Origin of the sequence: Effusibacillus consociatus (assembly GCF_042652925.1) — a bacterium.
In the GTDB taxonomy this organism is placed as follows: domain Bacteria; phylum Bacillota; class Bacilli; order Tumebacillales; family Effusibacillaceae; genus Effusibacillus; species Effusibacillus consociatus.
This window is the reverse complement of sequence record NZ_JBHSHC010000044.1, coordinates 49,917-70,588: the sequence shown is the minus strand read 5'-3', so window position 1 is coordinate 70,588 and position 20,672 is coordinate 49,917. Positions and strand designations below refer to the sequence as shown.

At 48.8% G+C, this 20,672-nt stretch carries 20 protein-coding genes, 1 pseudogene and 1 riboswitch; of the genes and pseudogenes, 20 read left to right on the top strand and 1 reads right to left on the bottom strand.

The window, feature by feature from the left end; all coding sequences use genetic code 11:
* The 5 genes and pseudogenes from ACFO8Q_RS06845 to ACFO8Q_RS06825 all read left to right on the top strand — a co-directional run.
* A partial coding sequence (locus tag ACFO8Q_RS06845; protein ID WP_380024980.1) for a respiratory nitrate reductase subunit gamma occupies positions 1–382 on the top strand: 382 nt, incomplete at its 5' end.
* A 188-nt stretch (positions 383–570) separates the two neighbouring features.
* The gene (locus tag ACFO8Q_RS06840; RefSeq protein ID WP_380024979.1) at positions 571–1,077 is read left to right on the top strand and encodes a GAF domain-containing protein; all 507 of its coding nucleotides are present in this window, start codon (positions 571–573) and stop codon (positions 1,075–1,077) included.
* Positions 1,019–1,228 (top strand): annotated as a pseudogene (locus ACFO8Q_RS06835) (radical SAM protein); the annotation flags it as partial. The gene ACFO8Q_RS06840 and the pseudogene ACFO8Q_RS06835, both read left to right, overlap by 59 nt.
* A 176-nt stretch (positions 1,229–1,404) precedes the next feature.
* On the top strand, positions 1,405–2,499 hold the full coding sequence (locus tag ACFO8Q_RS06830) for a PAS domain-containing sensor histidine kinase (protein WP_380024978.1): 1,095 nt from the start codon (positions 1,405–1,407) through the stop codon (positions 2,497–2,499).
* A complete protein-coding gene (locus ACFO8Q_RS06825; protein ID WP_380024977.1) occupies positions 2,471–3,127 on the top strand; it encodes a response regulator in 657 nt (218 codons plus the stop codon). The genes ACFO8Q_RS06830 and ACFO8Q_RS06825 overlap by 29 nt, the downstream gene beginning before the upstream one ends.
* A 60-nt stretch (positions 3,128–3,187) precedes the next feature.
* Here ACFO8Q_RS06825 and ACFO8Q_RS06820 read toward each other — a convergent pair whose 3' ends face one another.
* Positions 3,188–3,517, bottom strand: a complete 330-nt coding sequence (locus ACFO8Q_RS06820; RefSeq protein WP_380024976.1) for a multicopper oxidase domain-containing protein — start codon at positions 3,515–3,517, stop codon at positions 3,188–3,190.
* A gap of 280 nt (positions 3,518–3,797) precedes the next feature.
* Between ACFO8Q_RS06820 and ACFO8Q_RS06815 the strand changes: the two genes are divergently transcribed.
* The 15 genes from ACFO8Q_RS06815 (at position 3,798) to metH (ending at position 20,667) form a co-directional block, all read left to right on the top strand.
* Entirely contained in the window at positions 3,798–4,481 is a 684-nt protein-coding gene (locus tag ACFO8Q_RS06815) for a response regulator (protein WP_380024975.1), read from the top strand.
* A gap of 5 nt (positions 4,482–4,486) precedes the next feature.
* Positions 4,487–5,890 carry a sensor histidine kinase gene (locus tag ACFO8Q_RS06810; protein WP_380024974.1) on the top strand — a complete coding sequence of 468 codons (1,404 nt, stop codon included), beginning with the start codon at positions 4,487–4,489 and terminating at the stop codon, positions 5,888–5,890.
* A 273-nt stretch (positions 5,891–6,163) separates the two neighbouring features.
* Positions 6,164–6,334, top strand: a complete 171-nt coding sequence (locus ACFO8Q_RS06805) for a cytochrome c oxidase subunit 2A (protein ID WP_380024973.1) — start codon at positions 6,164–6,166, stop codon at positions 6,332–6,334.
* A gap of 32 nt (positions 6,335–6,366) precedes the next feature.
* Positions 6,367–6,834 carry a cytochrome c oxidase subunit II gene (locus ACFO8Q_RS06800; protein ID WP_380024972.1) on the top strand — a complete coding sequence of 156 codons (468 nt, stop codon included), beginning with the start codon at positions 6,367–6,369 and terminating at the stop codon, positions 6,832–6,834.
* A 22-nt stretch (positions 6,835–6,856) separates the two neighbouring features.
* Positions 6,857–8,506, top strand: coding sequence for a b(o/a)3-type cytochrome-c oxidase subunit 1 (locus ACFO8Q_RS06795; RefSeq protein ID WP_380024971.1), 1,650 nt, complete (start codon positions 6,857–6,859; stop codon positions 8,504–8,506).
* Positions 8,507–8,611: 105 nt separating this feature from the next.
* Entirely contained in the window at positions 8,612–9,553 is a 942-nt protein-coding gene (locus ACFO8Q_RS06790; protein ID WP_380024987.1) for an NAD(P)H-dependent flavin oxidoreductase, read from the top strand.
* A 68-nt stretch (positions 9,554–9,621) separates the two neighbouring features.
* Positions 9,622–10,914, top strand: coding sequence for a methyl-accepting chemotaxis protein (locus tag ACFO8Q_RS06785; protein ID WP_380024970.1), 1,293 nt, complete (start codon positions 9,622–9,624; stop codon positions 10,912–10,914).
* Between the two features lie 116 nt (positions 10,915–11,030).
* Positions 11,031–12,209: an aminotransferase class I/II-fold pyridoxal phosphate-dependent enzyme gene (locus tag ACFO8Q_RS06780; RefSeq protein WP_380024969.1), complete on the top strand. Its 1,179-nt coding sequence runs from the start codon at positions 11,031–11,033 to the stop codon at positions 12,207–12,209.
* A gap of 18 nt (positions 12,210–12,227) precedes the next feature.
* Positions 12,228–12,425, top strand: a complete 198-nt coding sequence (locus tag ACFO8Q_RS06775; protein ID WP_380024968.1) for a hypothetical protein — start codon at positions 12,228–12,230, stop codon at positions 12,423–12,425.
* 89 nt (positions 12,426–12,514) lie between these two features.
* Positions 12,515–12,889 carry a DUF3054 domain-containing protein gene (locus tag ACFO8Q_RS06770; protein ID WP_380024967.1) on the top strand — a complete coding sequence of 125 codons (375 nt, stop codon included), beginning with the start codon at positions 12,515–12,517 and terminating at the stop codon, positions 12,887–12,889.
* 243 nt (positions 12,890–13,132) lie between these two features.
* Entirely contained in the window at positions 13,133–14,908 is a 1,776-nt protein-coding gene (locus ACFO8Q_RS06765) for an aromatic amino acid hydroxylase (protein WP_380024966.1), read from the top strand.
* A gap of 148 nt (positions 14,909–15,056) precedes the next feature.
* Positions 15,057–15,311: a GlsB/YeaQ/YmgE family stress response membrane protein gene (locus tag ACFO8Q_RS06760; protein ID WP_380024965.1), complete on the top strand. Its 255-nt coding sequence runs from the start codon at positions 15,057–15,059 to the stop codon at positions 15,309–15,311.
* A gap of 257 nt (positions 15,312–15,568) precedes the next feature.
* Positions 15,569–15,745: a hypothetical protein gene (locus ACFO8Q_RS06755; RefSeq protein ID WP_380024964.1), complete on the top strand. Its 177-nt coding sequence runs from the start codon at positions 15,569–15,571 to the stop codon at positions 15,743–15,745.
* A gap of 60 nt (positions 15,746–15,805) precedes the next feature.
* Positions 15,806–16,963, top strand: a complete 1,158-nt coding sequence (locus tag ACFO8Q_RS06750) for a trans-sulfuration enzyme family protein (protein WP_380024963.1) — start codon at positions 15,806–15,808, stop codon at positions 16,961–16,963.
* Positions 16,964–17,036: 73 nt separating this feature from the next.
* Positions 17,037–17,138: riboswitch (SAM riboswitch) on the top strand.
* Between the two features lie 67 nt (positions 17,139–17,205).
* Entirely contained in the window at positions 17,206–20,667 is a 3,462-nt protein-coding gene (metH, locus tag ACFO8Q_RS06745; RefSeq protein ID WP_380024962.1) for a methionine synthase, read from the top strand.
* Positions 20,668–20,672: the final 5 nt, after the last annotated feature.

Here is a 20,672-nt window from a genome sequence, read left to right as displayed (position 1 = left end):
GTATGATTATTCTTTCTTTTCGACAAGGGTCTACAAAAATCCTATTGGTTCCGGCTCGTCCGGGTTAGGTGATATTGTGGTTGCAGTTCTCTTGTTCACGGTGATTGGTATGGGAATCTTGGCCACAGTCGGCCATAACATACTGGCGAGCTACGACTATCGAGAAACGATTTCACCATGGATCAGGGGAATCATTACCTTTACTCCCGATCCGACGCTGATGACGGATGTGCCTCTTTTCTTTAAACTGCATGTACTTTTTGCATTTGCGATTTTGGGGATTTGGCCGTTTACAAGATTGGTTCATGTCTGGAGCATTCCTCTCGCTTATATTCGCCGGAGCTATATTGTCTATAGAAGACGCGGTACAAAACATTTTTAAAAGATTTCTATCCCTGGTCATTGCTGCCGGGGATTGATTTTGTTTTTGGGATTTGGTTTGAACTTTTTTCAAAAACCGGGGATTTCTTGAGACGATCTCAGGGAATTCCCCGATAACACGATCGACTTTAGACAAGATAGACTAATGGTAGCAACAGTTGAATTTTTATTGATTTGGGGGCATGGGCCATGGGCAGCCTGCAAGGGGATATTGAGACAAGTCTCAGTGAACTAAGGCGCTTAACAGACACCGATTTTGCCGCTCTCGCATGGTCGGGTGACAACGATCGGGCAATCCGGTGGAAATATGCTTCCGGCAACAGGAATGATCGGTACAAACGAATCGGGCTTCAGGTAGGAAAAGGGGTTGCGGGGAAAGTAATGCGATCTGGGCGTCCGATGGTTGTGGAGTCCTTTTCTCCCCAAAAAGGGGATGATCCGCGTGAGTATCCGATCTTGCTGGCGGAAAACTTAAAGTCGATTATCAGCGTTCCGGTGATAATCGAGAATCGCATCAGAGGAGTGTTGTTAGTCGGCTGCAGACATCCGCGAACTTTCACAGCGGAGCTTGTGGAATTGGTAAGCAGCGTGGCGGAACAGCTGGGCACGATGTGTCAGCAGCGAGGAGGAAGTCAGCATGAGTCCGTTCGACCATTCACCATTCATCGTGATATGGGAGGTAACAAGAGCATGTGAGTTGGCGTGCCTGCACTGCCGGGCTGAAGCCCAGCCAAAGCCGGATCCGCGTCAACTCACCACCGAAGAAGGATTTAGGCTGCTGGACTCCATAAGAGAGTTTGGCGATCCGGTGGTCGTCTTCACTGGAGGAGACCCGTTGATGCGTCCGTTCCGGCACGTTTGCGGAGGTTCCCGTGCGAGGGCGTACGCAGTTACGGGCGATTATCTTGAAAGTGAGCCATTTTGCATCTATAAACCGCCGCATTTTCAGGAAGTTACTGTCTAGTGTCGACCGTTGGTATTTGCTCTATAATGAAAGTATCATTTCAAAAGGGGAAGTTGCCAATGGCTTGGTTGGGGAATCTGGGCACGACCAGCGAAACGCCTTCGCTTCTCGAGTCGATTTTTAAGAATGTGACGGATGCCATATTAGTAATAGACGACCAGAGTATTGTGGCAGATGCCAATCCGGCAGCTGAAACAATTACCGGATGGAGTGCTCAGGAATTAATAGGAAAAATACATTTTTGCGACATTTGCAGAGGAATGGCCAATTGTATCGATGAGGCCTCTTGTGTGGATTGCTTCGAAAAAAAGCTCCAGGTACCGTCGTTTGAAATGAGGGTTAGGACCAAGGACGGCAGGGAATACCCGGTTGCCGCCAGTTCTACCCGTCTGACGGATCGAGACGGGAATTTTTTGGTCGTTATTTTGCGTGATATGTCGGAACAGCAGCGCATGGAACAGGAACGTTTCCAAAGAATGATGACCAACTATGTGATCCAAGCGCAAGAGGACGAACGCAAACGGGTGTCGCGGGATCTGCATGACGGTGTTGGGCAGGCGCTTTACAGCATTTTGGTCGGATTAAAGGTGGTCAATCAGTTAGACCTTGAAGAGTCCGTAAAAAATCACTTGATTGACGTTCAGCACATGACGATCCGGGCACTGGAAGAAGTAAAAAACATGGCCATCGAGCTTCGGCCCTCGGCGCTTGATGACCTTGGTTTCCTGCCGGCGATCCGCTCATATTCAAAGCGTTTTGCGCAAACTTTTGGGATTGAAACCCGGTTGGAAACCTTCGGGTCCAAACGGCGTTATGCTTCTGTTGTGGAAACGGCATTGTATCGGATTTGCCAAGAGGCGATGACCAATTCAGCGAAGTATGCCGATGCCGATACAATTACCATCCGCCTTGAAGATTTGGGTGATCAGGTTGAATTGTCAGTGATGGATGACGGAAGCGGATTTGACACAAATGAAATCCGGGTTCAAGGAACAGGTCTTGGCTTATATGGAATGCGGGAACGCGCCCACTTGTTGGGAGGAACGGTGAGCATTCAATCTTCACCGGGAGAAGGAACTCGCATTCATGTCACAATTCCTTTAACAGAGAAGGGGGAGCCTTTGCATGTCGATCCGAGTACTTATAGCAGATGATCATGCGATTGTCAGATCCGGGCTTTCCATGCTGCTCAACGCTCAGAAAGATATGGAAGTAATCGATACGGCGGCAGAAGGCAGAGAAGCTGTTGACAAAGCATTGGAACTAAGACCGGACATCGTGTTAATGGATTTGAGCATGCCTCCGGGTGAAAATGGGTTATCCGCAACAGCGAGGCTCAAAGAAGGGGCACCGGATATCGATATTCTAATCCTGACAATGCATGATGATGAAGAGTATTTATTTCGGGTGCTTCAGGCCGGGGCTTCGGGTTATGTTCTCAAGAGTGCGCCGGATATGGATTTGCTCACTGCCATTCGAACCGTTCACCAGGGTGCCGCGTACCTGCATCCATCAGCCGCCAAATCCCTGATTCAGGAGTTTCTGCAGCGTGTCCAGAAAGGTGAAGATGTCGACAGTTATCATATTCTGACCGAGCGGGAACAAGAGATTCTGGCGCTCATAGCAAAAGGATATTCGAACAAGGAAATCGCAGAACAGCTGATTGTCTCGGTGAAAACGGTCGAGACCCATAAGACCAAGATAATGGAAAAGCTCCACTTGAAAACCCGCCCCGAACTGGTTCGGTATGCATTGAAAAAAGGATTGTTGGATTTTGAATAAAATTGGTGTAAATCCGTAAAAAAACGGGGGTCCGTGGTTACACGGGCCCCCATTAGGGTGTTACTCAGGTTTGTCATTCGGATCCGGTTTAAAGTTAGGCTTGAATCCTTCATAGTTTACAACAGTGTTCGGTTTCACATTGAGAGTATCTTTTGTCAGAGGCGATATGGGTTGACCGTCTGTATGAGTCACTTTGAACAGTTGGCCGGGCAGGTGAAGCTTATGCGATTGGTAGCCAACGTTGACGAAACGTAACTTCACCCGTTCACCAGGCTTGACTTCCAGCGGTTGAATCTCATTGCCTGCTTTGCCGTTCACAGTGAAGATATCATACATTTCTTTCATCATGGTCTCGTAGGACATTCCGTTTTGTTTCATTTGTTCCTGCATACACCGTCTTTTAGTTCATGGTCGGCTGTTTTCACGGTAATCTCAAATTGTTTAACGGTTTTGCCGTTTTCCTGGCTCTGTATAAAAGACGCTGTTTTCATTGATTCTTTTTTTGATAAGAGGCTGGGCGCAGAGTAAACGCCGGCAATTAGTGCAACTATTGCGATTGTGCCGCCGGCAACCACTTTGTTTGATTCTGCATCATAAGTCATCTCCTGTTATTATTGTTTCTGAACATACTATAATTGCAAATTGTGAAGATCCTGTGGAGGAAACGTTGATGGAGTTTACCATTCTAATAGTTGAGGACGAGAGAAAAATCGCCGAAGTGGTTCGCGACTACCTGCGGAATGAAAGATACAATGTTGAAATCACCGACTGTGGCGAGCGTGCGGTGGAACGGGTGAATCGAGGGGATGTGGATTTGGTTCTGCTGGATCTGATGCTGCCAGGCATGTCGGGGGAAGAAGTATGCAAGAAGATTCGGAGAGTTTCCACGGTTCCGATCATTATGGTGACAGCCAAAACGGCCGAACCTGAGCGGATTGAAGGACTGTCACTGGGGGCGGACGATTATATCGGCAAGCCGTTTAGTCCGCGCGAACTTGTTGCAAGGGTAAAGGCAGTTTTACGCCGGACATCAGACCAACAACCACTGGCGGAGCGTATCTACTTGCGGGGCGAAGTTGTACTGGATGATGCCGCAAAACGGATATTGAAAAAAGGGGAAACAGTTCCGGTTACTCCAACCGAATATAAGATTCTTGTTCTGCTTGCAAGGCACCCGCGCCGTACTTTCTCACGGTCCGAACTGGTTGAAAAAATTTTCGGCTATGACTACGAAGGAGACGAACGTGTAATTGATACGCATATCAAAAATCTTCGCCGTAAAATCGAAGATGATCCGAAGAGTCCGCAGATCGTGGTGTCCGTTTACGGGCATGGTTACCGTTTGGGAGGTTGACGTGCATGTGGTCGCTGCAAAAAAAACTGGCCTTCATACTGACCGGACTTGCGTTTACGGCAGTTCTGTTGTCCACCTGGATTCTCACTGCGTTTGACCATTATCACTTCCGGGAGTATGTGGATCAAAACAAACGATTGCGAAATGAACGAATTGCTCAAGTGTTGGTCAAATCGTATGAAAGGGAGGGCGGTTGGACTCCAAAAACGGGAGCGGAAATGGGGGAATACTTTGCAAGGGAAGGGATGAGCATCCGGCTTTTCGATATGAATGGGCAACTGGTTTGGCAGTTTACAGCCATCCCTCAACCTCATGATTCCAATCCTTCCGGCGAGCGGCTTCAACAAAACTTGAAAGATCATCTCTCTTCTAAGGATTTAATCGAAATTAGCAGCAACGGCCAAAAGATCGGTTTTGCAGAAGTTACCTATACTGATCCGCAATCTTACACCACGCTGGACTACCACTATAGACAGGCGATGACTCAGGGCGTAATCAGTGCGATTATTCCGGTCATTCTATTGGCCCTGGCTGTCAGTTGGCGCCTGTCACGTCGGATCACTCAGCCGTTGACCGACATGATCAGCCTTGCGCAAAGGATGCGGCAAGGACACCTTAATCTGCGTGTTCAATTGACGAATGGCGGGGACGAGTTGTCCCAGTTGTCCCAATCGCTGAATCATTTGGCGGAAGAACTGCAGAAGCAGGATAAACTTCGTAAAAATCTGACAGCTGATGTGGCCCATGAACTCCGTACTCCTTTAGCAACATTAAAAAGCCACCTGGAAGCATTGCTGGACGGGGTCTGGGAGCCCACACCGGCCAGGTTGAAGGGGTGTCACGAAGAAGTTGAGCGGCTAATCGGATTGGTGTCCAATCTCGAGTCCCTTTCACGGGCGGAGAGCGACAGCCTGGTACTCAACTTGCAAAAGGAAGACGTAGCTGATGCAACGCGAACTGTCCTGCAGCTGATGGAGGCCCCTTTTTCCGATAAGGGAGTGGCTCTCGAGTTTCAGGCAGAAAGCTGTTCATTTGCTATGATTGATCGCGATAAGTGGAAACAGATCCTGATAAACTTATTGGAAAATGCCCTCAAATATACTGATGCGGGAGGCAAAGTGACGGTTAAAGTGGCGAAAAAGTCGAATCGCACAATAAATGGGGCAACGACAGGTTCTGTGGCCGTAACCGTATCCGATACTGGACGAGGGATTTCTGACCGTGATCTGCCATTCGTTTTCGAGCGGTTTTATCGGGCGGATCCTTCCCGGACCCGGGCCACAGGCGGGGCAGGGATCGGTCTGACCATTGTGAAAAAAATGGTTGAGGCACATGGCGGAACCGTTGAAGTCAGCAGTCAACTTGGTAATGGAACGGAATTTTTGATCAAAGTCCCCGAGGCAAATTGAATTCCGAATGAAAGACTCGGCTAACTCCACAGGGCACCCGGTAGTAGGGTGTCTTTTTCTTTATAAAAAAGGGCCAGCTGTTCACGGAATGTACAAAAATCCCGAAATCCCTTGAGGCGCTTGAGATTTAAGAGGGTATCAGGGAATTCCCCTTTTCATATTCAGGGAACTCCCCGATATCGCCGAAATCAGTGTGAAACCTATACTCAAGGTACATCTCTGAAACATCATTTGTCAGTAATCATCGAACGAATGACGGAAGGAGGAGAATTTATGGCAGATCCGGCAGCGCGCGTTAAAAGCTCGACCCACCCGAAACACGGGACAACAAAAGAAACTGAAAGTAAATCCCTGAAAGGAGCTTTTATCGCGGTCATGACACTGGGAGCTTTAATCGTTCTGAGTTGGCTCGGGGTCTTTTATCTCTTTTTAAGTCGGATTTAGACAGTCGAAGAAACTGAAAAGGAGGTTCCCACATGCACATTCATCGCTATGAAAAGATCTGGCTGATGTTTGGCGGCGGAATTATTATCGCATTTATAATTGCTCTTTTTGTAAATGCATTTGCGATGGGGATGCACCCACCCAGCCATATGGCAACAATTGATCCCGTAAAAGTAGATCAGACGGCGCCGTTTGATAAACCCGGCTTAAGAAAAATCGGGGAAAAAGAGTATGAAGCGGTTATGGTCTCATTTGTTTTTGGCTACAATCCGGGAACACTTGAAGTCCCTGCAGGCTCAAAGGTAACATTCATCAGCACCAGCAAGGATGTAGTACACGGTTTCCAAATACCTGAAACAAACGTAAACATGATGGTGGTCCCGGGTCACATTAACAAAGCGACTCAGACATTCAATAAACCGGGGGAGTACTTAATCTTGTGCAACGAGTACTGCGGTGCGGGTCACCACATGATGATGGCAAAAGTCATCGTGAAGTGAGAGGAAAGGAGTGAAACGGCCCATGACTTCAGATGTTAAAGTGGACAAACAAACGTCGAAACTAAGCCTGGTCTATATCCTTGTGGCATTCATCGCCTTCGGTGTTGCCGCCATTGCAGGATTGCTGCAGGGGCTGGACCGTGCCGGCATCATTACAATGCCTTCGTGGTTAACGTATTATCAAATCCTTACCGCCCATGGCGTTTTAATGGGGCTTATATTTACCACGTTCTTTATCGTTGGGTTTCTGTTAGCCGGAATTGCCCGTACATCAGGTGGTTCTCTCACTCCAATCGCTTTAAAACTGGGGTGGAGCGGATACGGGTTGATGTTGATTGGCACCCTGATGGCAGTAGTGACCATTCTGGCGAATCAAGCGTCAGTGCTTTATACGTTCTATGCGCCTATGAAAGCGTCGCCGTACTTCTACATCGGGGCGGCTCTGCTGGTTATCGGAAGTTGGGTTGCTGGCTGGGGCATGTTCTCCTGTTATCGGACCTGGCGTCGGAATCATCCGGGGCAATTTTCTCCGTTGTTTATGTTCACGGCGGTTGCAACCATGGCTTTGTGGCAAATTTGTTCGCTGGGTGTTGCGGCGGAAGTGGTGTTTCAGTTGATTCCTTGGGCATTCGGTTGGACAGATACGGTAAACATTGAACTCAGCCGTACGCTGTTCTGGTTATTCGGTCACCCTTTGGTTTACTTTTGGCTGCTGCCGGCCTATATGACCTGGTACATTATCATGCCGAAAATTATTGGAGGCAAAATTTTCAGCGATTCGATCACTCGTTTGGTATTCGTGATCTTCGTTCTGCTTTCCACTCCGATCGGATTTCACCACCAGTTAATGGAACCGGGAATCGATGCAAAGTGGAAGTTCCTGCATGTTGCTTTAACATTGGCAATTGCAATTCCATCCATGATCACGGCCTTTACCATGTTTGCAACATTTGAGAATGCAGGACGGGCAAAAGGAGCCACCGGTCTGTTCGGTTGGTTTAGAAAGCTCCCGTGGAGGGATGCACGTTTCTTCTCGCTATTCCTGGCAATGGCATGGTTTGTTCCTGCCGGTATTGGAGGCATTATCAATGCAAGCAACCAATTGAACATTGTCGTCCATAATACGATCTGGGTTACGGGGCATTTTCACATTACGGTCGGTACGGCTGTGGCGTTGACATTCTTCTGTGTAAGCTACTGGCTGATTCCTCATCTGACAGGACGCAAAATGACTCGTATCGTGCACGACCTGGGCAGATTGCAAGCTGTATTTTGGACAATCGGCATGTTCTTCATGTCCGGTTCGATGCATACGCTTGGTTTGCTTGGTGGCCCAAGAAGAACCGCCGGTACGACCTATTTTGATAACCCGACCGCTCTGAGCTGGATGCCTTGGCATAAACTGACCGCGCTGGGTGGAGCTTTCCTCTTTTTCGCCGCCATGCTGCAGGTGGGACTCGTGTTTTACCTCGCGTTTAAAGCACCGAAAGGTGAACAGGAGTTTCCGATCGGCGAAGTGGCGGAAGAAGCAGACTCAACTCCGAAAATACTGGAGCGTTGGTCGATATGGGTTTCGGTAGCGGTGATCTTGATTGTTGTCGCATATGGATATCCGATTCTGGATATGATTCAAAATTCTCCTCCGGGAGCGCCTGGCGAAAAGACGTGGTAAGTGAAGAATAGTAAAGAATTGAGCAGGAGGGGACGGCTAACCCCCGTCCTCTATGATAACTAGGGGGGTTATGGATTGAATATACCACAATTGAAAATTGCCCATATGACACCCAAGGTTCCCATTATGCAAGGTGGTATGGGGGTGCGAATTTCTATGAGCGGTCTGGCTGCGGCTGTGGCCAATGCAGGGGGGATCGGAATCATTTCAGGTACAGGTATTCCGGTAGAGGAAATGATTGCTCATATTCGCAAGGCCAGGGAGTTAACCAAAGGGATCGGATACATTGGGGTCAATGTTTTATTTGCGATGACCGACTTTGCCAAAACGATAAAGGCGGCGATGGCGGAAAAAGTCGATTTTATCATATCCGGTGCCGGCTTTTCTCGGGATATGTATGCTTGGGGAAAAGAGTACAGGGTTCCGGTCATCTCAATAGTTTCCTCGGCCAAGCTGGCTAAGCTGGCTGAAAAGTTAGGGGCAGCTGCGGTTGTGGCAGAAGGATTTGAAGCGGGAGGTCATTTGGGAACGGACAGGCCTTTGTTTGATATCCTTCCGGAGGTAGTCGGGGCGGTAAACATCCCGGTCATTGCGGCAGGCGGGATTCTTAAAGGAGAAGATGTAGCGAAAGCGATACAAATGGGAGCTGCCGGGGTACAAATGGGAAGCCGTTTTGTGGCTAGCGTAGAATGTGATGCTCCACCCGCTTTCAAACAGAAGTATGTCGATGCCAAAGAAGGGGATACGGTCCTCGTCAAAACTACTGTGGGCATGATGGGGCGGGCAATTCGCAACCGGTTTACAGATATGATTAGCGGCGATAACAAATTAAAAATTGAAAAGTGTTATGAATGCTTAAAAAATTGCTCTTATCGGTTCTGTACACTCGACTCGTTGTTTAAATCGGTCTCTGGCGATGTGAATACGGGATTAGTATTTTCCGGGGCAAGAGTACATGAAATCAATGACATATTGCCGGTAAAAACGATTATCGACAATATTATGCGGGAATATAAAGAGGCAATGGGTCGGTTGAAAGATCATTGACCCAGTCTTTGTGTTCCATGCGATTTTGATGAGAACCAGCAGAACTCGAATTGGGAGTGTGGTCTTTTTTGCACAATCAGAAAACTCGCTACAAATTCAGCCTGACGAAAAAGATCGTTCTCGGGATTGTAACATTGGCTCTTGTCACTTATTTAACAACTGCTTTTTTCCTGTTTGTTCTTAAAAAGTGGCTGGCACTCGAAATGCCCGAAGTGGTTTTCGTTTCGGGTACCCTTCTGCTGGGTGTCATCTGGTCAGGGATTCTCGGATATTTTGCAGCCAGGATCATCACGAAACCGCTTATTTCCCTGGTAGAGGTTGCAACACTGGCGGCGTCCGGGGATCTTCGGCGGCAAGCGGAAGTATTCGATTCTGACGATGAGATTCGGCAATTAGGGCTTACTTTTAACCGGATGCTGCAAAACCTGAGAACTATGGTCAGTAATATTAGCGGAAATTTTCAGCAAACCCACAGCAGTGTGAATGAGATGACAACTGCGTCAGAAACTTCCGCCCACAGTTTGGAAGTGATTGCCGATACCATGCAGGGAATTGCACAGGGGGCGGAAGTTCAATCAGAGTTAACCGGAGAGACTGCAGAGGCCGTTCAAAGGACAAAAGAAATTGGGCAGCAAGTAAATACTCAGGTGAGTCAGGCGGGAACTCTTTGCCGGGAGTTGGTTCAGACGCTGGAAGAAGGGGTGCTGGTTGTACGGGAACAGGTGAAAGGGATGCAGACCATGGCGTTTTTAAATCAAGAGACAACGGAAGTTGTAAATCATCTTGAACAGAACGCGAAGCAAATTGGAAACATTATTAAAGTAGTTGGCGACATTTCAGATCAGACAAATCTTCTGGCGCTAAACGCCTCAATCGAGGCGGCGAGAGCGGGGGAGCAAGGCAGGGGATTTGCAGTGGTGGCCGATGAAGTCCGTCAGCTGGCTGACCAAAGCCGGCAGGCAGTGGAACAGATATCAGGTTTAATTCGCGACATGCAAAATAAGGTCGAGGATGTTGTAAATAGAATTACGTTTCAGTCAGAGACAGCCGTTCATGAGGCGGCTAAGGGAGAAGCGACGGAAAAGGCGTTAGCCGCCATGAGCGAATCTGTTGATCGGGTCGTGAAGTCTGTTGAGACGATCGGGGAATTCACGGGGGTTCAGATGCAGACGATGCAGGATATGATGATGAAGGCACAAACGGTGGCTGCAATTGCAAAGGAAACTTCTCTTGGTGCACAGCAAGTTCTTTCTTCCGTTCAAGAGCAAACAGCATTTCTGCAAGAAACGGCGGCTAGTGCCAATATGATGCGTCAGTCGGCAGACAACCTGGAGAAGCTCATATCTTCTTTTGAAACCTAAAAAAATTTGCGTGAACACAGTATGCCATCTCAGGCATGCTGTTTTGTTTTTCAGGAAATACTACTCTTCGCGCCTATCGAAGTACGGTTGTTCGGCCGAGACGAAGGAGGACGGAAATGAGAATGGCAGAAAAACTGGCGGGTCTTCCGCCCTACATTTTCGCCCAATTGGATGAACATGTGTACAAACTGCGGGAAGCGGGAAAAACGGACATCGTGGATTTCGGGAAGGCTGACCCGGATCATCCGACCCCGATAGAAGTGGTCAGGAGGCTCCAAGAAACGGCTGCCGATGAGGAAAATCACCACTATCCCGCTTTCAGGGGATCGCTGTTTTTCCGGAAGGCTGTGGCGGCTTGGTATAAAGAACGATTCGGTGTGGATGTGAATCCGGAGAAAGAGGTTCTTGCCCTGATTGGCTCCAAGGAAGGTCTTTTTCACATATCGCTGGCCTATATCGGACAGGGAGACGTGGGGCTTGTACCCGATCCATCTTTTCCAGCGTATAACGACGGGGTGTTCTTTGCGGGCGGGGAAGCCTCTCGAATGCCCTTAACCAGAGAGAACCGATTTCTTCCTGATCTTGACGCGATTCCGGATGAGATTCGAAAACGGGCCAAGCTGCTCTTTCTCAATTACCCGAATAACCCGACCGGCGTGTTGGCGCCGGACGATTTTATTGAAAAAGTGATCCGGTTTGCCCGAGAGAATGAAGTGGTTGTTTGCTATGATCACGCCTATTGTGAGATCACTTTTGACGGGGTGAGGTCGCGGAGTTTTCTTGAATATTCGGGAGCCAAAGATGTGGGGGTTGAATTTTTCACATTTTCAAAAGCGTTTAATATGGCGGGCTGGCGCCTTGGAGCGGCCGTGGGGAACGAGGAAGTCATCAATTCACTTCTGGTGGTGCAAAGCCATATTAATTCGGGAGTATTTGCGCCGATTCAGTTTGCTGGGACTACGGCACTAGCAGAAGTATGGCATAGTGAGTTCGGCACTGAAATGAGAAAAGAATATCAGCGCCGCCGGGATTATGCAATAGACAAATTCGAACAGATCGGCTGGGAGGTTCATAAGCCTGCCGGAACTGTATATCTGTGGGTTCCGGTAGCAGGCGGGATGACGTCGCTTGAGTTTGCCAACCGATTGTTGGACGAGTACTCGGTTGTGGTAGCTCCAGGAACAGCATTCGGTGAAACTGGGGAGGGATTCGTCCGTCTCTCGTTAACCACCGCATACCAGAATGTGGTAAAAGGGATTGACCGAGTGTGTGAAGCGATCGAGAAATGGAGATAATCAAAATGGAGGGATTTTATGGAGCGGTTTTGGAGTTTTATCGATACGATGAAGTTGGGAGTCTGGCTGGTTCTCATCTTTTTGTTTCATATGCTCTTGTACTTGGCGTTGCGAACGGACACCTGGTTTCTTACCGCCTTAATGGCAACCGCGACATATGGTGCAGCGTTTGTTCTATTGAAAGCAATCGGCAAGCGAAGAAGACAAAAGATTTAAATCCACTCGATGTATCGGGTGGTTCTTTTTTTGTGGTACAATCATTTTCGTAATTGATCAGAAGAACCAGGAAACGGGGGAATTAAGTAATGAATAAATGGGTTTTGCTTATCGGTGATTTGGTTATGTTGTACTTGTTTGCGTTGATTGGAGAACTTTCGCATAACAAATTTACCAATCCGCTAGGTACATTGGGAACAGCCGCTCCGTTCATAATTGTCTGGCTAGTGATCGGTTTTCTTGCGGGCATTTATAAAATGGAGCATTACAATAATTTCGGGACCATGTTTAAGAAAACTGCACTTTTATGGTTGATTGCGATCCCGGCAGGGCTGGGAATTCGTGCATTGTCTACCGGTGAAATTCCTCTCCCATTTTTTATCGTTACAATGATTTCAACCTTTATCTTATTATTTCTCTGGCGTACGATCTATGTTTGGGTAAACAAACGCCGCAATGCGTAAGAGATGTGCTCCTTCACCTGGGGCACTTTTTTAATATGGAGAAATTGGGAGAAGGTTTTTTCGAATCGGATAGCGAACTACACTTGTCGAGTGGAAGTCTGTTCACCCGATCCGGGGGCTTGGTTACCAATCAGTTTCCTTTACTCCGGAAATGCGAAGAAGTGGGACAGGATCAAAGTGGAAACCAGAATAGCATGAATAGATATAATACAAAAAATGAAAAGTCATTTTGGGAGGTCTACAATGAGTCTTCAAGAACCGAAAAACTCTCTTGTGTCGGTTCCGTCCCATCTTCGACAGTTTGTGGTGGAACAGCACTATGAGAATTACACGGCTGTCAATCAGGCGGTATGGCGATATGTAATGCGCCAAAACAGATTTTTCCTTGGGAAAAAAGCGCATAAGGCGTACTTAAACGGGCTGCGGGAATCCGGAATTGGCGTAGAGACCATTCCGGACATCGAGTATATGAATGAGCGTTTGTCCCGGATCGGATGGGGAGCGGTTACGGTTGACGGTTTTATTCCGCCGGAAGCGTTTATGGATTTCCAGGCACACCGTATTTTGGCAATTGCCGCTGACATCCGCACAATCGATCATGTGGCCTATACGCCTGCACCGGACATTATCCATGAGGCCGCCGGACATGCCCCAATCATCCTGGATGAAAAATATCGCTCTTATTTGCAGCAAATAGGGGAAGTCGGGGCCAAAGCGTTTTCGTCAAAAGAGGACCATGAGGTGTATGAAGCAATTCGCCTTTTATCGATTGTAAAAGAAGATCCGACTGCGACGACTGATCAAATCAAGGAGGCCGAGGAGAATCTGGAACGCGCTGTGAAAGCGGTAACAGTAACTTCCGAAGCGGCCATGGTGTCCCGCTTATATTGGTGGACCGTTGAATACGGATTGATCGGAGAACTGCATGATCCGTTACTGTATGGAGCCGGTTTGTTATCTTCTGTGGGTGAAAGCATCAGCTGCCTGCAGGACGATGTTAAGAAAATCCTATTCAGCCTGGAGGCTTGCATTCAGACCAGTTATGATATCACCAAGCCGCAGCCGCAGCTGTTTGTATGCAAAGATTTTGATCAACTGATTGAAGCGGTGCATGAATTGGGCCAAAAATTGGCGTTTAAAATTGGTGGTACCTACAGCCTGCAGAAAGCGCTTGAATCAGCAAATACGGCAACAGTGGTGTACAGTTCCGGCATACAGGTAAGCGGAACAGTAACAGAATTGGAACTGGATGAAACCGGAGAAGCGATATACCTCAAAACAACTGGGCCAACCGCTTTGGCTTTTAACAACATGGAACTGCCCGGACACGGAAAAGCCTATCATCATGAGGGATTTGGCTCACCGATTGGGCTGCTGAAAGGCATCGACACTCCGCTCGAACAGTTTACTGACGAACAACTGGAAAGTATTGGAGTGGTGACAGGACGCAATGTGACGTTACAGTTTGCTTCAGGTGTAAAGGTGGAGGGTATTGTAAACTCAATCATTCGGGAATCCGGTTCCATCCTCTTGCTGACCCTTGACGATTCTACGGTCACTTACAAAGGGAAGACGCTTTTCCAATCGGAATGGGGGCCATACGATATGGCAGTCGGCGCCGCAATTGTTTCCGCCTACCCGGGCGCTGCAGATAAGGAGCGTTTTGAAACAGGCACCCATCATCCGTCCAAGTTGACTTCCAGACGAATGGAGATGGATGAAAAGGAACAGCGACGAAACACTTTATACCAGGCCATACGAGATCTTCGGCAGTGCCTGGAAGGCGGAAGTTCTCTGTCTGAGTCGGAAATTGACGAAATTATTTCTTCTGTTGAACTTCAGGGAAACACCCACTGCCCGGAAGAGTGGTTGCTCCGACTCGAAATGCTCGAAATTCTTTCTGCACGAAACATTCTGCCGCAACGGCAGGCACGGCTCCGCGAGGAGTTGGAAGGATTGATGAAGGCCAATGGGGAATTGCAGCAGCTTATCGAGAACGGATTGGCGTTGCTCAAGTAGAAACAAACGGCATGCAGATAATGCATGCTTTTCTTATGCATAAAATTTTGCATAAAGAAAATCAAACTGAAAAACAATAAGTATCCAACCCTTAAAAAGAGCGAATAAGGGTTGAATTCCATTCACGATTTGACTAGGAGGAAAAATCATGGCTCTGTTATGGACACTTGTCATCGGTGGAGTGATTGGCTGGTTGGCAGGACTGATCAGCGGACGAGACGTCCCGGGAGGAGTAATTGGGAATATAATTGCAGGTTTCGTTGGCGCCTGGCTTGGCGGTCTGTTGTTGGGGCAATGGGGTCCGGTGATAGGCGGATTTTACATTGTGCCGGCTCTAATTGGAGCGATAGTTGTGTCTTTGCTTGTCGCATTTATTATGCGAGCTGTGCGAAATCGAACATAAAGATTGGACGTTTGACCGAACAGGCTTCCCCGGCGGAAGCCTTTTTCTATGCAATTTCACAGCGGTTTACGCCGGGACATCGGCTGTATTTCTTTGGAATTTACGATAACATAGATTTATTACAAATCAACTGGAGGGAACGTTGATGAAGTATGATTCCGATCAAGTGATAAACCGGAGGAACACAGCTTCCGAAAAGTGGGACGAACTTGAAAAACGTTTTGGTGTGAGCGACGATCTCCCCATGTGGCCGAACCTTGAAAGAACTGCCTCGTTTTATGCTTGAAAAAGCAAAAGTGGCGATGAATGAAGGACGCGGTTTTGGACTCGGCGGTGAAGGGTTTATGCGGATGAATATCGCTTGCCCCCGTCTGATTTTGGAACAGGGCTTGGGCCAAATCCGGCGTGCGGTTAATTCTTTGTACCAGGGATAAATGGGAAGGATAGAATATAGGGAAAGGCAAAAGGGGAGAACAAAAGGGGGCAGCGACTGAATGAAGTATGCATCCAAACTTGTCAAAGTCAAGAAAGATCCCGGCTATGGATCCCATATTCCACCTATCTATATGACTTCGACTTTTGTATTTGAAAATGCGGAAGTGGGAGCCCAACGTTTTGCGGGGGAAGACCCCGGGTTCATGTATACACGTCTGGGAAACCCGACCGTTCGTGAGTTGGAAGAGAAAGTGGCGGAACTTGAATTCGGTGAAGGTTGTCTCGCTTTTTCATCAGGAATGGCGGCCATTACAGGCTGTCTCCTTGGGATTCTGCAGGCAGGAGATCACGTAATTGCCCACACTGCATTATACGGGGCAACTCATGCGTTTCTTACTACAACGGTAAAAAAGTTTGGAATCGACGTAACGTTTGTCCCATTCAAAACAGCAGAAGATCTGGAGCCCCACATCACAGAACGAACAAGAGTGATTTACTTCGAAACGCCTTCAAATCCCACTCTGTCCCTGGTTGATTTGAGCAGTGTGGCGGATTTGGCCAAGCAAAAACGGATCCTGACCGTTGTCGATAACACGTTTCTGTCCCCGTACTTGCAAAATCCGATTTTGCATGGAATTGATATTGTGGTGCACAGCGCAACCAAATACCTGTCCGGTCATGGATATCTGATTGGCGGCCTGGTGGTGGCCAGAAAGGATATTATTGATCCGATGCGGAAAGAAGTGCAGAAAAATATGGGGGCCGTCATGTCTCCGATGGATGCATGGCTTCTTTCTCAAGGGATGCGCACATTGCACATTCGGATGGATCGTGCCCAACTCAATGCACAAGTCTTGGCGGAGCGTTTGGAAAAGCACGATGCCGTCGCTCAGGTGTTTTTTCCGGGATTGGCGGGATTTGAAGACAAAGCGATCATGGAAAAGCAGATGAAGGGACCGGGAGCGATGATTTCTTTTGTCTTAAAGGGAGGATATGAAGCGGGCGTCAAGCTCATGAATTCGGTGAAACTGTGTACCCTGGCCGTTTCACTGGGGGATGTCGGTACACTGATTCAGCATCCGGCTTCCATGACCCACGCCATTATTCCGAAAGAAGAGCGGGAGAAAGCGGGAGTTTGGGATGGGCTTGTGCGATTTTCCGTTGGGATCGAAGATGTGGAAGATATATGGCAGGATCTGGACATGGCTTTGGAGTAATAAATCCGCATAAATCATCTTGACAGCATTCACTATTTCATGCAAACTAAATAAAAATTAAAATATTTTCATACTTCTATCCAGAGTGGCGGAGGGAACTGGCCCGATGAAACCACAGCAACCGGTGCGATCACACGGTGCTAATTCCAGCAGAAAGCGTTCTGGAAGATAGGAGGAGCGGACTTGAAGCGATCAGCCCTCTCATTCTGGAGAGGGCTTTGTTATAGACAGGGGGAACCAGCATGAGCACGTCAGCGAACAAGATTCAACATCCAATCTTGGAACAACTAAAGAAGAAAATTCTCATCCTCGACGGGGCGATGGGGACCATGATCCAGCAGGCAAATCTGACTGCGGAAGATTTTGGCGGGGAAGAATACGAGGGCTGCAACGAGTACCTCAACCTCACACGTCCTGATGTGATCCAAGCGATCCATGAGAAGTATCTGGAAGCAGGGGCCGACATCATTGAGACGAATACGTTTGGCTCTACCCGACTGGTACTGGCAGAGTATAACCTGCAGGACCGGGCGGATGAAATCAACCTGGCTGCCGCGAAGCTGGCGGTCGATGCAGTACGAAAATGGTCTACTCCCGAATGGCCTCGTTTTGTGGCGGGTGCAATGGGTCCCACTACAAAAACGCTGTCGGTCACAGGGGGAACCACTTTTGAGGAACTGACGGAAGATTATTACCTGCAGGCGAAGGCATTGATACAGGGCGGCGTGGACGTCCTGCTGCTTGAAACGGCACAGGACACACTCAATGTGAAAGCGGGCAGCCTTGGAATTAAAAAAGCGTTTGACGAACTCGGTGTGGAACTTCCGCTGATGTTATCCGGCACCATTGAACCAATGGGTACGACATTGGCCGGTCAGAACATCGAATCGTTCTATATTTCCCTCGAACATTTGAAACCGATCACTGTCGGGTTGAACTGTGCAACCGGCCCTGAGTTCATGCGTGACCATTTGCGTACTCTGTCAGAATTGGCTCAGTGCGGGGTCAGCTGTTATCCGAATGCGGGACTGCCGGACGAGAACGGTCATTACCACGAATCCCCGCAAGCACTTGCGAAAAAAATGGCCGGATTCGCAGAACAAGGCTGGTTGAATATTGCGGGGGGCTGCTGCGGTACGACACCGGAACATATCCATGCACTCGCAGAAGCATTAAAAGACTATAAGCCGCGTCACGCTGCAGAGGGCCATCTCCCGGCAGTTTCCGGGATCGAAACCGTGTACCTGGAGCCGGACAATCGTCCGCTGATGGTGGGAGAACGGACGAACGTCATCGGATCGAAGAAGTTTCGGACTCTCATAGCAGAGGGGCTGTATGAGGACGCGTCTGAAATTGCGCGAGCCCAAGTGAAAAAGGGAGCTCATGTGATCGACATCTGCTTGGCGGATCCGGATCGGGACGAGTATGGGGACATGGAGAAGTTCCTGCACTATGTGGTCAAAAAGGTAAAAGTGCCCCTGATGATCGATTCCACCGATTCCAAAGTGATTGAGCTGGGATTGAAGCATTCACAGGGAAAAGCGATCATCAACTCAATTAACCTGGAAGACGGGGAAGAACGTTTCGAGGAAGTTGCTCCGCTTATCACGAAATATGGGGCTGCGGTTGTTGTCGGAACTATCGACGAGCAGGGGATGGCAGTAACACGGGAACGTAAACTGGAGGTTGCCAAACGTTCCTATGATCTGCTGGTGAACAAGTATGGTGTGAACCCGCAGGATATTATCTTCGATCCGCTGGTGTTCCCTGTCGGTACCGGAGATGAGCAATATATCGGTTCCGCACTTGAAACGGTAGAAGGGATTCGTCTCATTAAACAAGAGTATCCTCAGTGCGGTACCATTTTGGGCGTGTCGAACGTGTCGTTCGGCTTGCCGCCGACAGGCCGCGAAGTGCTGAACGCCGTGTTCCTCTATCATTGCACCAAAGCCGGGCTTGATTACGCCATTGTTAACACGGAGAAGTTGGAACGCTATGCGTCGATTCCGGACGAGGAACGGCGGATGGCAGAGGAGCTTCTTTTTAATACGAATGATGCCACGCTTGCAGAGTTCACTGCTTTCTACCGCGAAAAGAAAGTTACGAAGGTGAAGGAAGTTTCCAATCTCACACTGGAAGAGAGATTGGCCAACTATGTAGTGGAAGGTACGAAAGAAGGGTTAATTGACGACCTGAAGGAAGCACTTGCCAAATATCCGCCGCTGGATATTATAAACGGCCCGCTGATGAAAGGCATGGAAGAGGTCGGCCGATTGTTTAACGACAACGAGTTAATTGTGGCGGAAGTGCTGCAGAGCGCCGAAGTGATGAAAGCGGCCGTTGCCTATCTGGAACCTTTTATGGAGCGATCCGAGTCTGCCGTTAAAGGCAAGATCCTGCTGGCAACCGTTAAAGGGGATGTACACGACATCGGCAAAAATCTGGTGGAGATCATCCTGTCCAACAATGGGTACCAGGTAGTCAATCTCGGAATTAAAGTTCCGCCGGAACAGCTAATTGCCGCCTACCGACAGGAGAAACCGGATGCAATTGGCCTCTCCGGTCTGTTGGTGAAATCGGCCCAGCAGATGGTGACCACCGCCCAGGATTTGCGGGAGGCAGGAGTCGATGTGCCGATCCTTGTAGGCGGAGCTGCCTTAACCCGGAAGTTTACCCATACAAGGATTGCGCCGGAGTATGACGGTCTGGTGCTTTACGCCAAAGATGCGATGGACGGGCTGGATTTGGCGAACCGGCTCAGTGATGAAAAACAAAGGAAAGCTCTTGTGCAGGAACTGCGCGAGGTTCAAAATTCGTATGTGATGGAATCGGGTAAGGGCACAGCGGGCACGGTGGTCCAGGACGCAGCGGAAGAAAAACGTTCTACTGTTGACCGCAATGTACCGGTCTTACTCCCGCCTGATCTGGAACGTCACGTTTTGCGGGATTATCCGATTTCTTTCCTGCAGCCGTATATCAACCTGCGCATGTTGCTGGGGAAACACCTTGGAGTGAAAGGGAACGTTGAGAAGCTGCTGGAAGAAGGAGATCCGAAGACAACCGAACTGATGGAAGTGATCAATCAGCTTCTGCAGGAAGCCAAAGACAAGGGAGTCATTCAGGCTCAGGGCATGTACCGGTTCTTCCCCGCACAATCTTCGGGAAATGACATTCTCATCTATGATCCGCAGGATCATACGAAGGTTGTCGAGAAATTCTCGTTCCCGCGGCAGCAGCAAGCTCCGTATCTGTGCCTGGCCGATTTTCTGAAGCCGGTCGAAAGCGGTGTGATGGATTATGTCGGGTTCCTTGTGGTAACAGCAGGGAAAGGGGTTCGAGAGATCGCCAATGAGTGGAAGGACAAAGGCGACTATCTCCGATCCCATGCGATTCAAGCGCTGGCATTGGAATTGGCGGAAGCGTTCGCGGAACGGATTCACCATATCATGCGTGACGTATGGGGCTTCCCCGATCCTGCGGAAATGACGATGCAGGAACGGTTTGGTGCAAGGTACCAGGGCATTCGCGTATCGTTCGGCTATCCCGCTTGTCCAAATCTCGACGATCAGCAGCAGTTGTTCCGGTTAATGAAACCGGAAGATATCGGCGTCCAACTGACGGAAGGGTGCATGATGGATCCGGAAGCGTCTGTGTCGGCTATGGTATTTGCTCATCCTGAAGCAAGATATTTTAATGTTGAGTAGGAAAG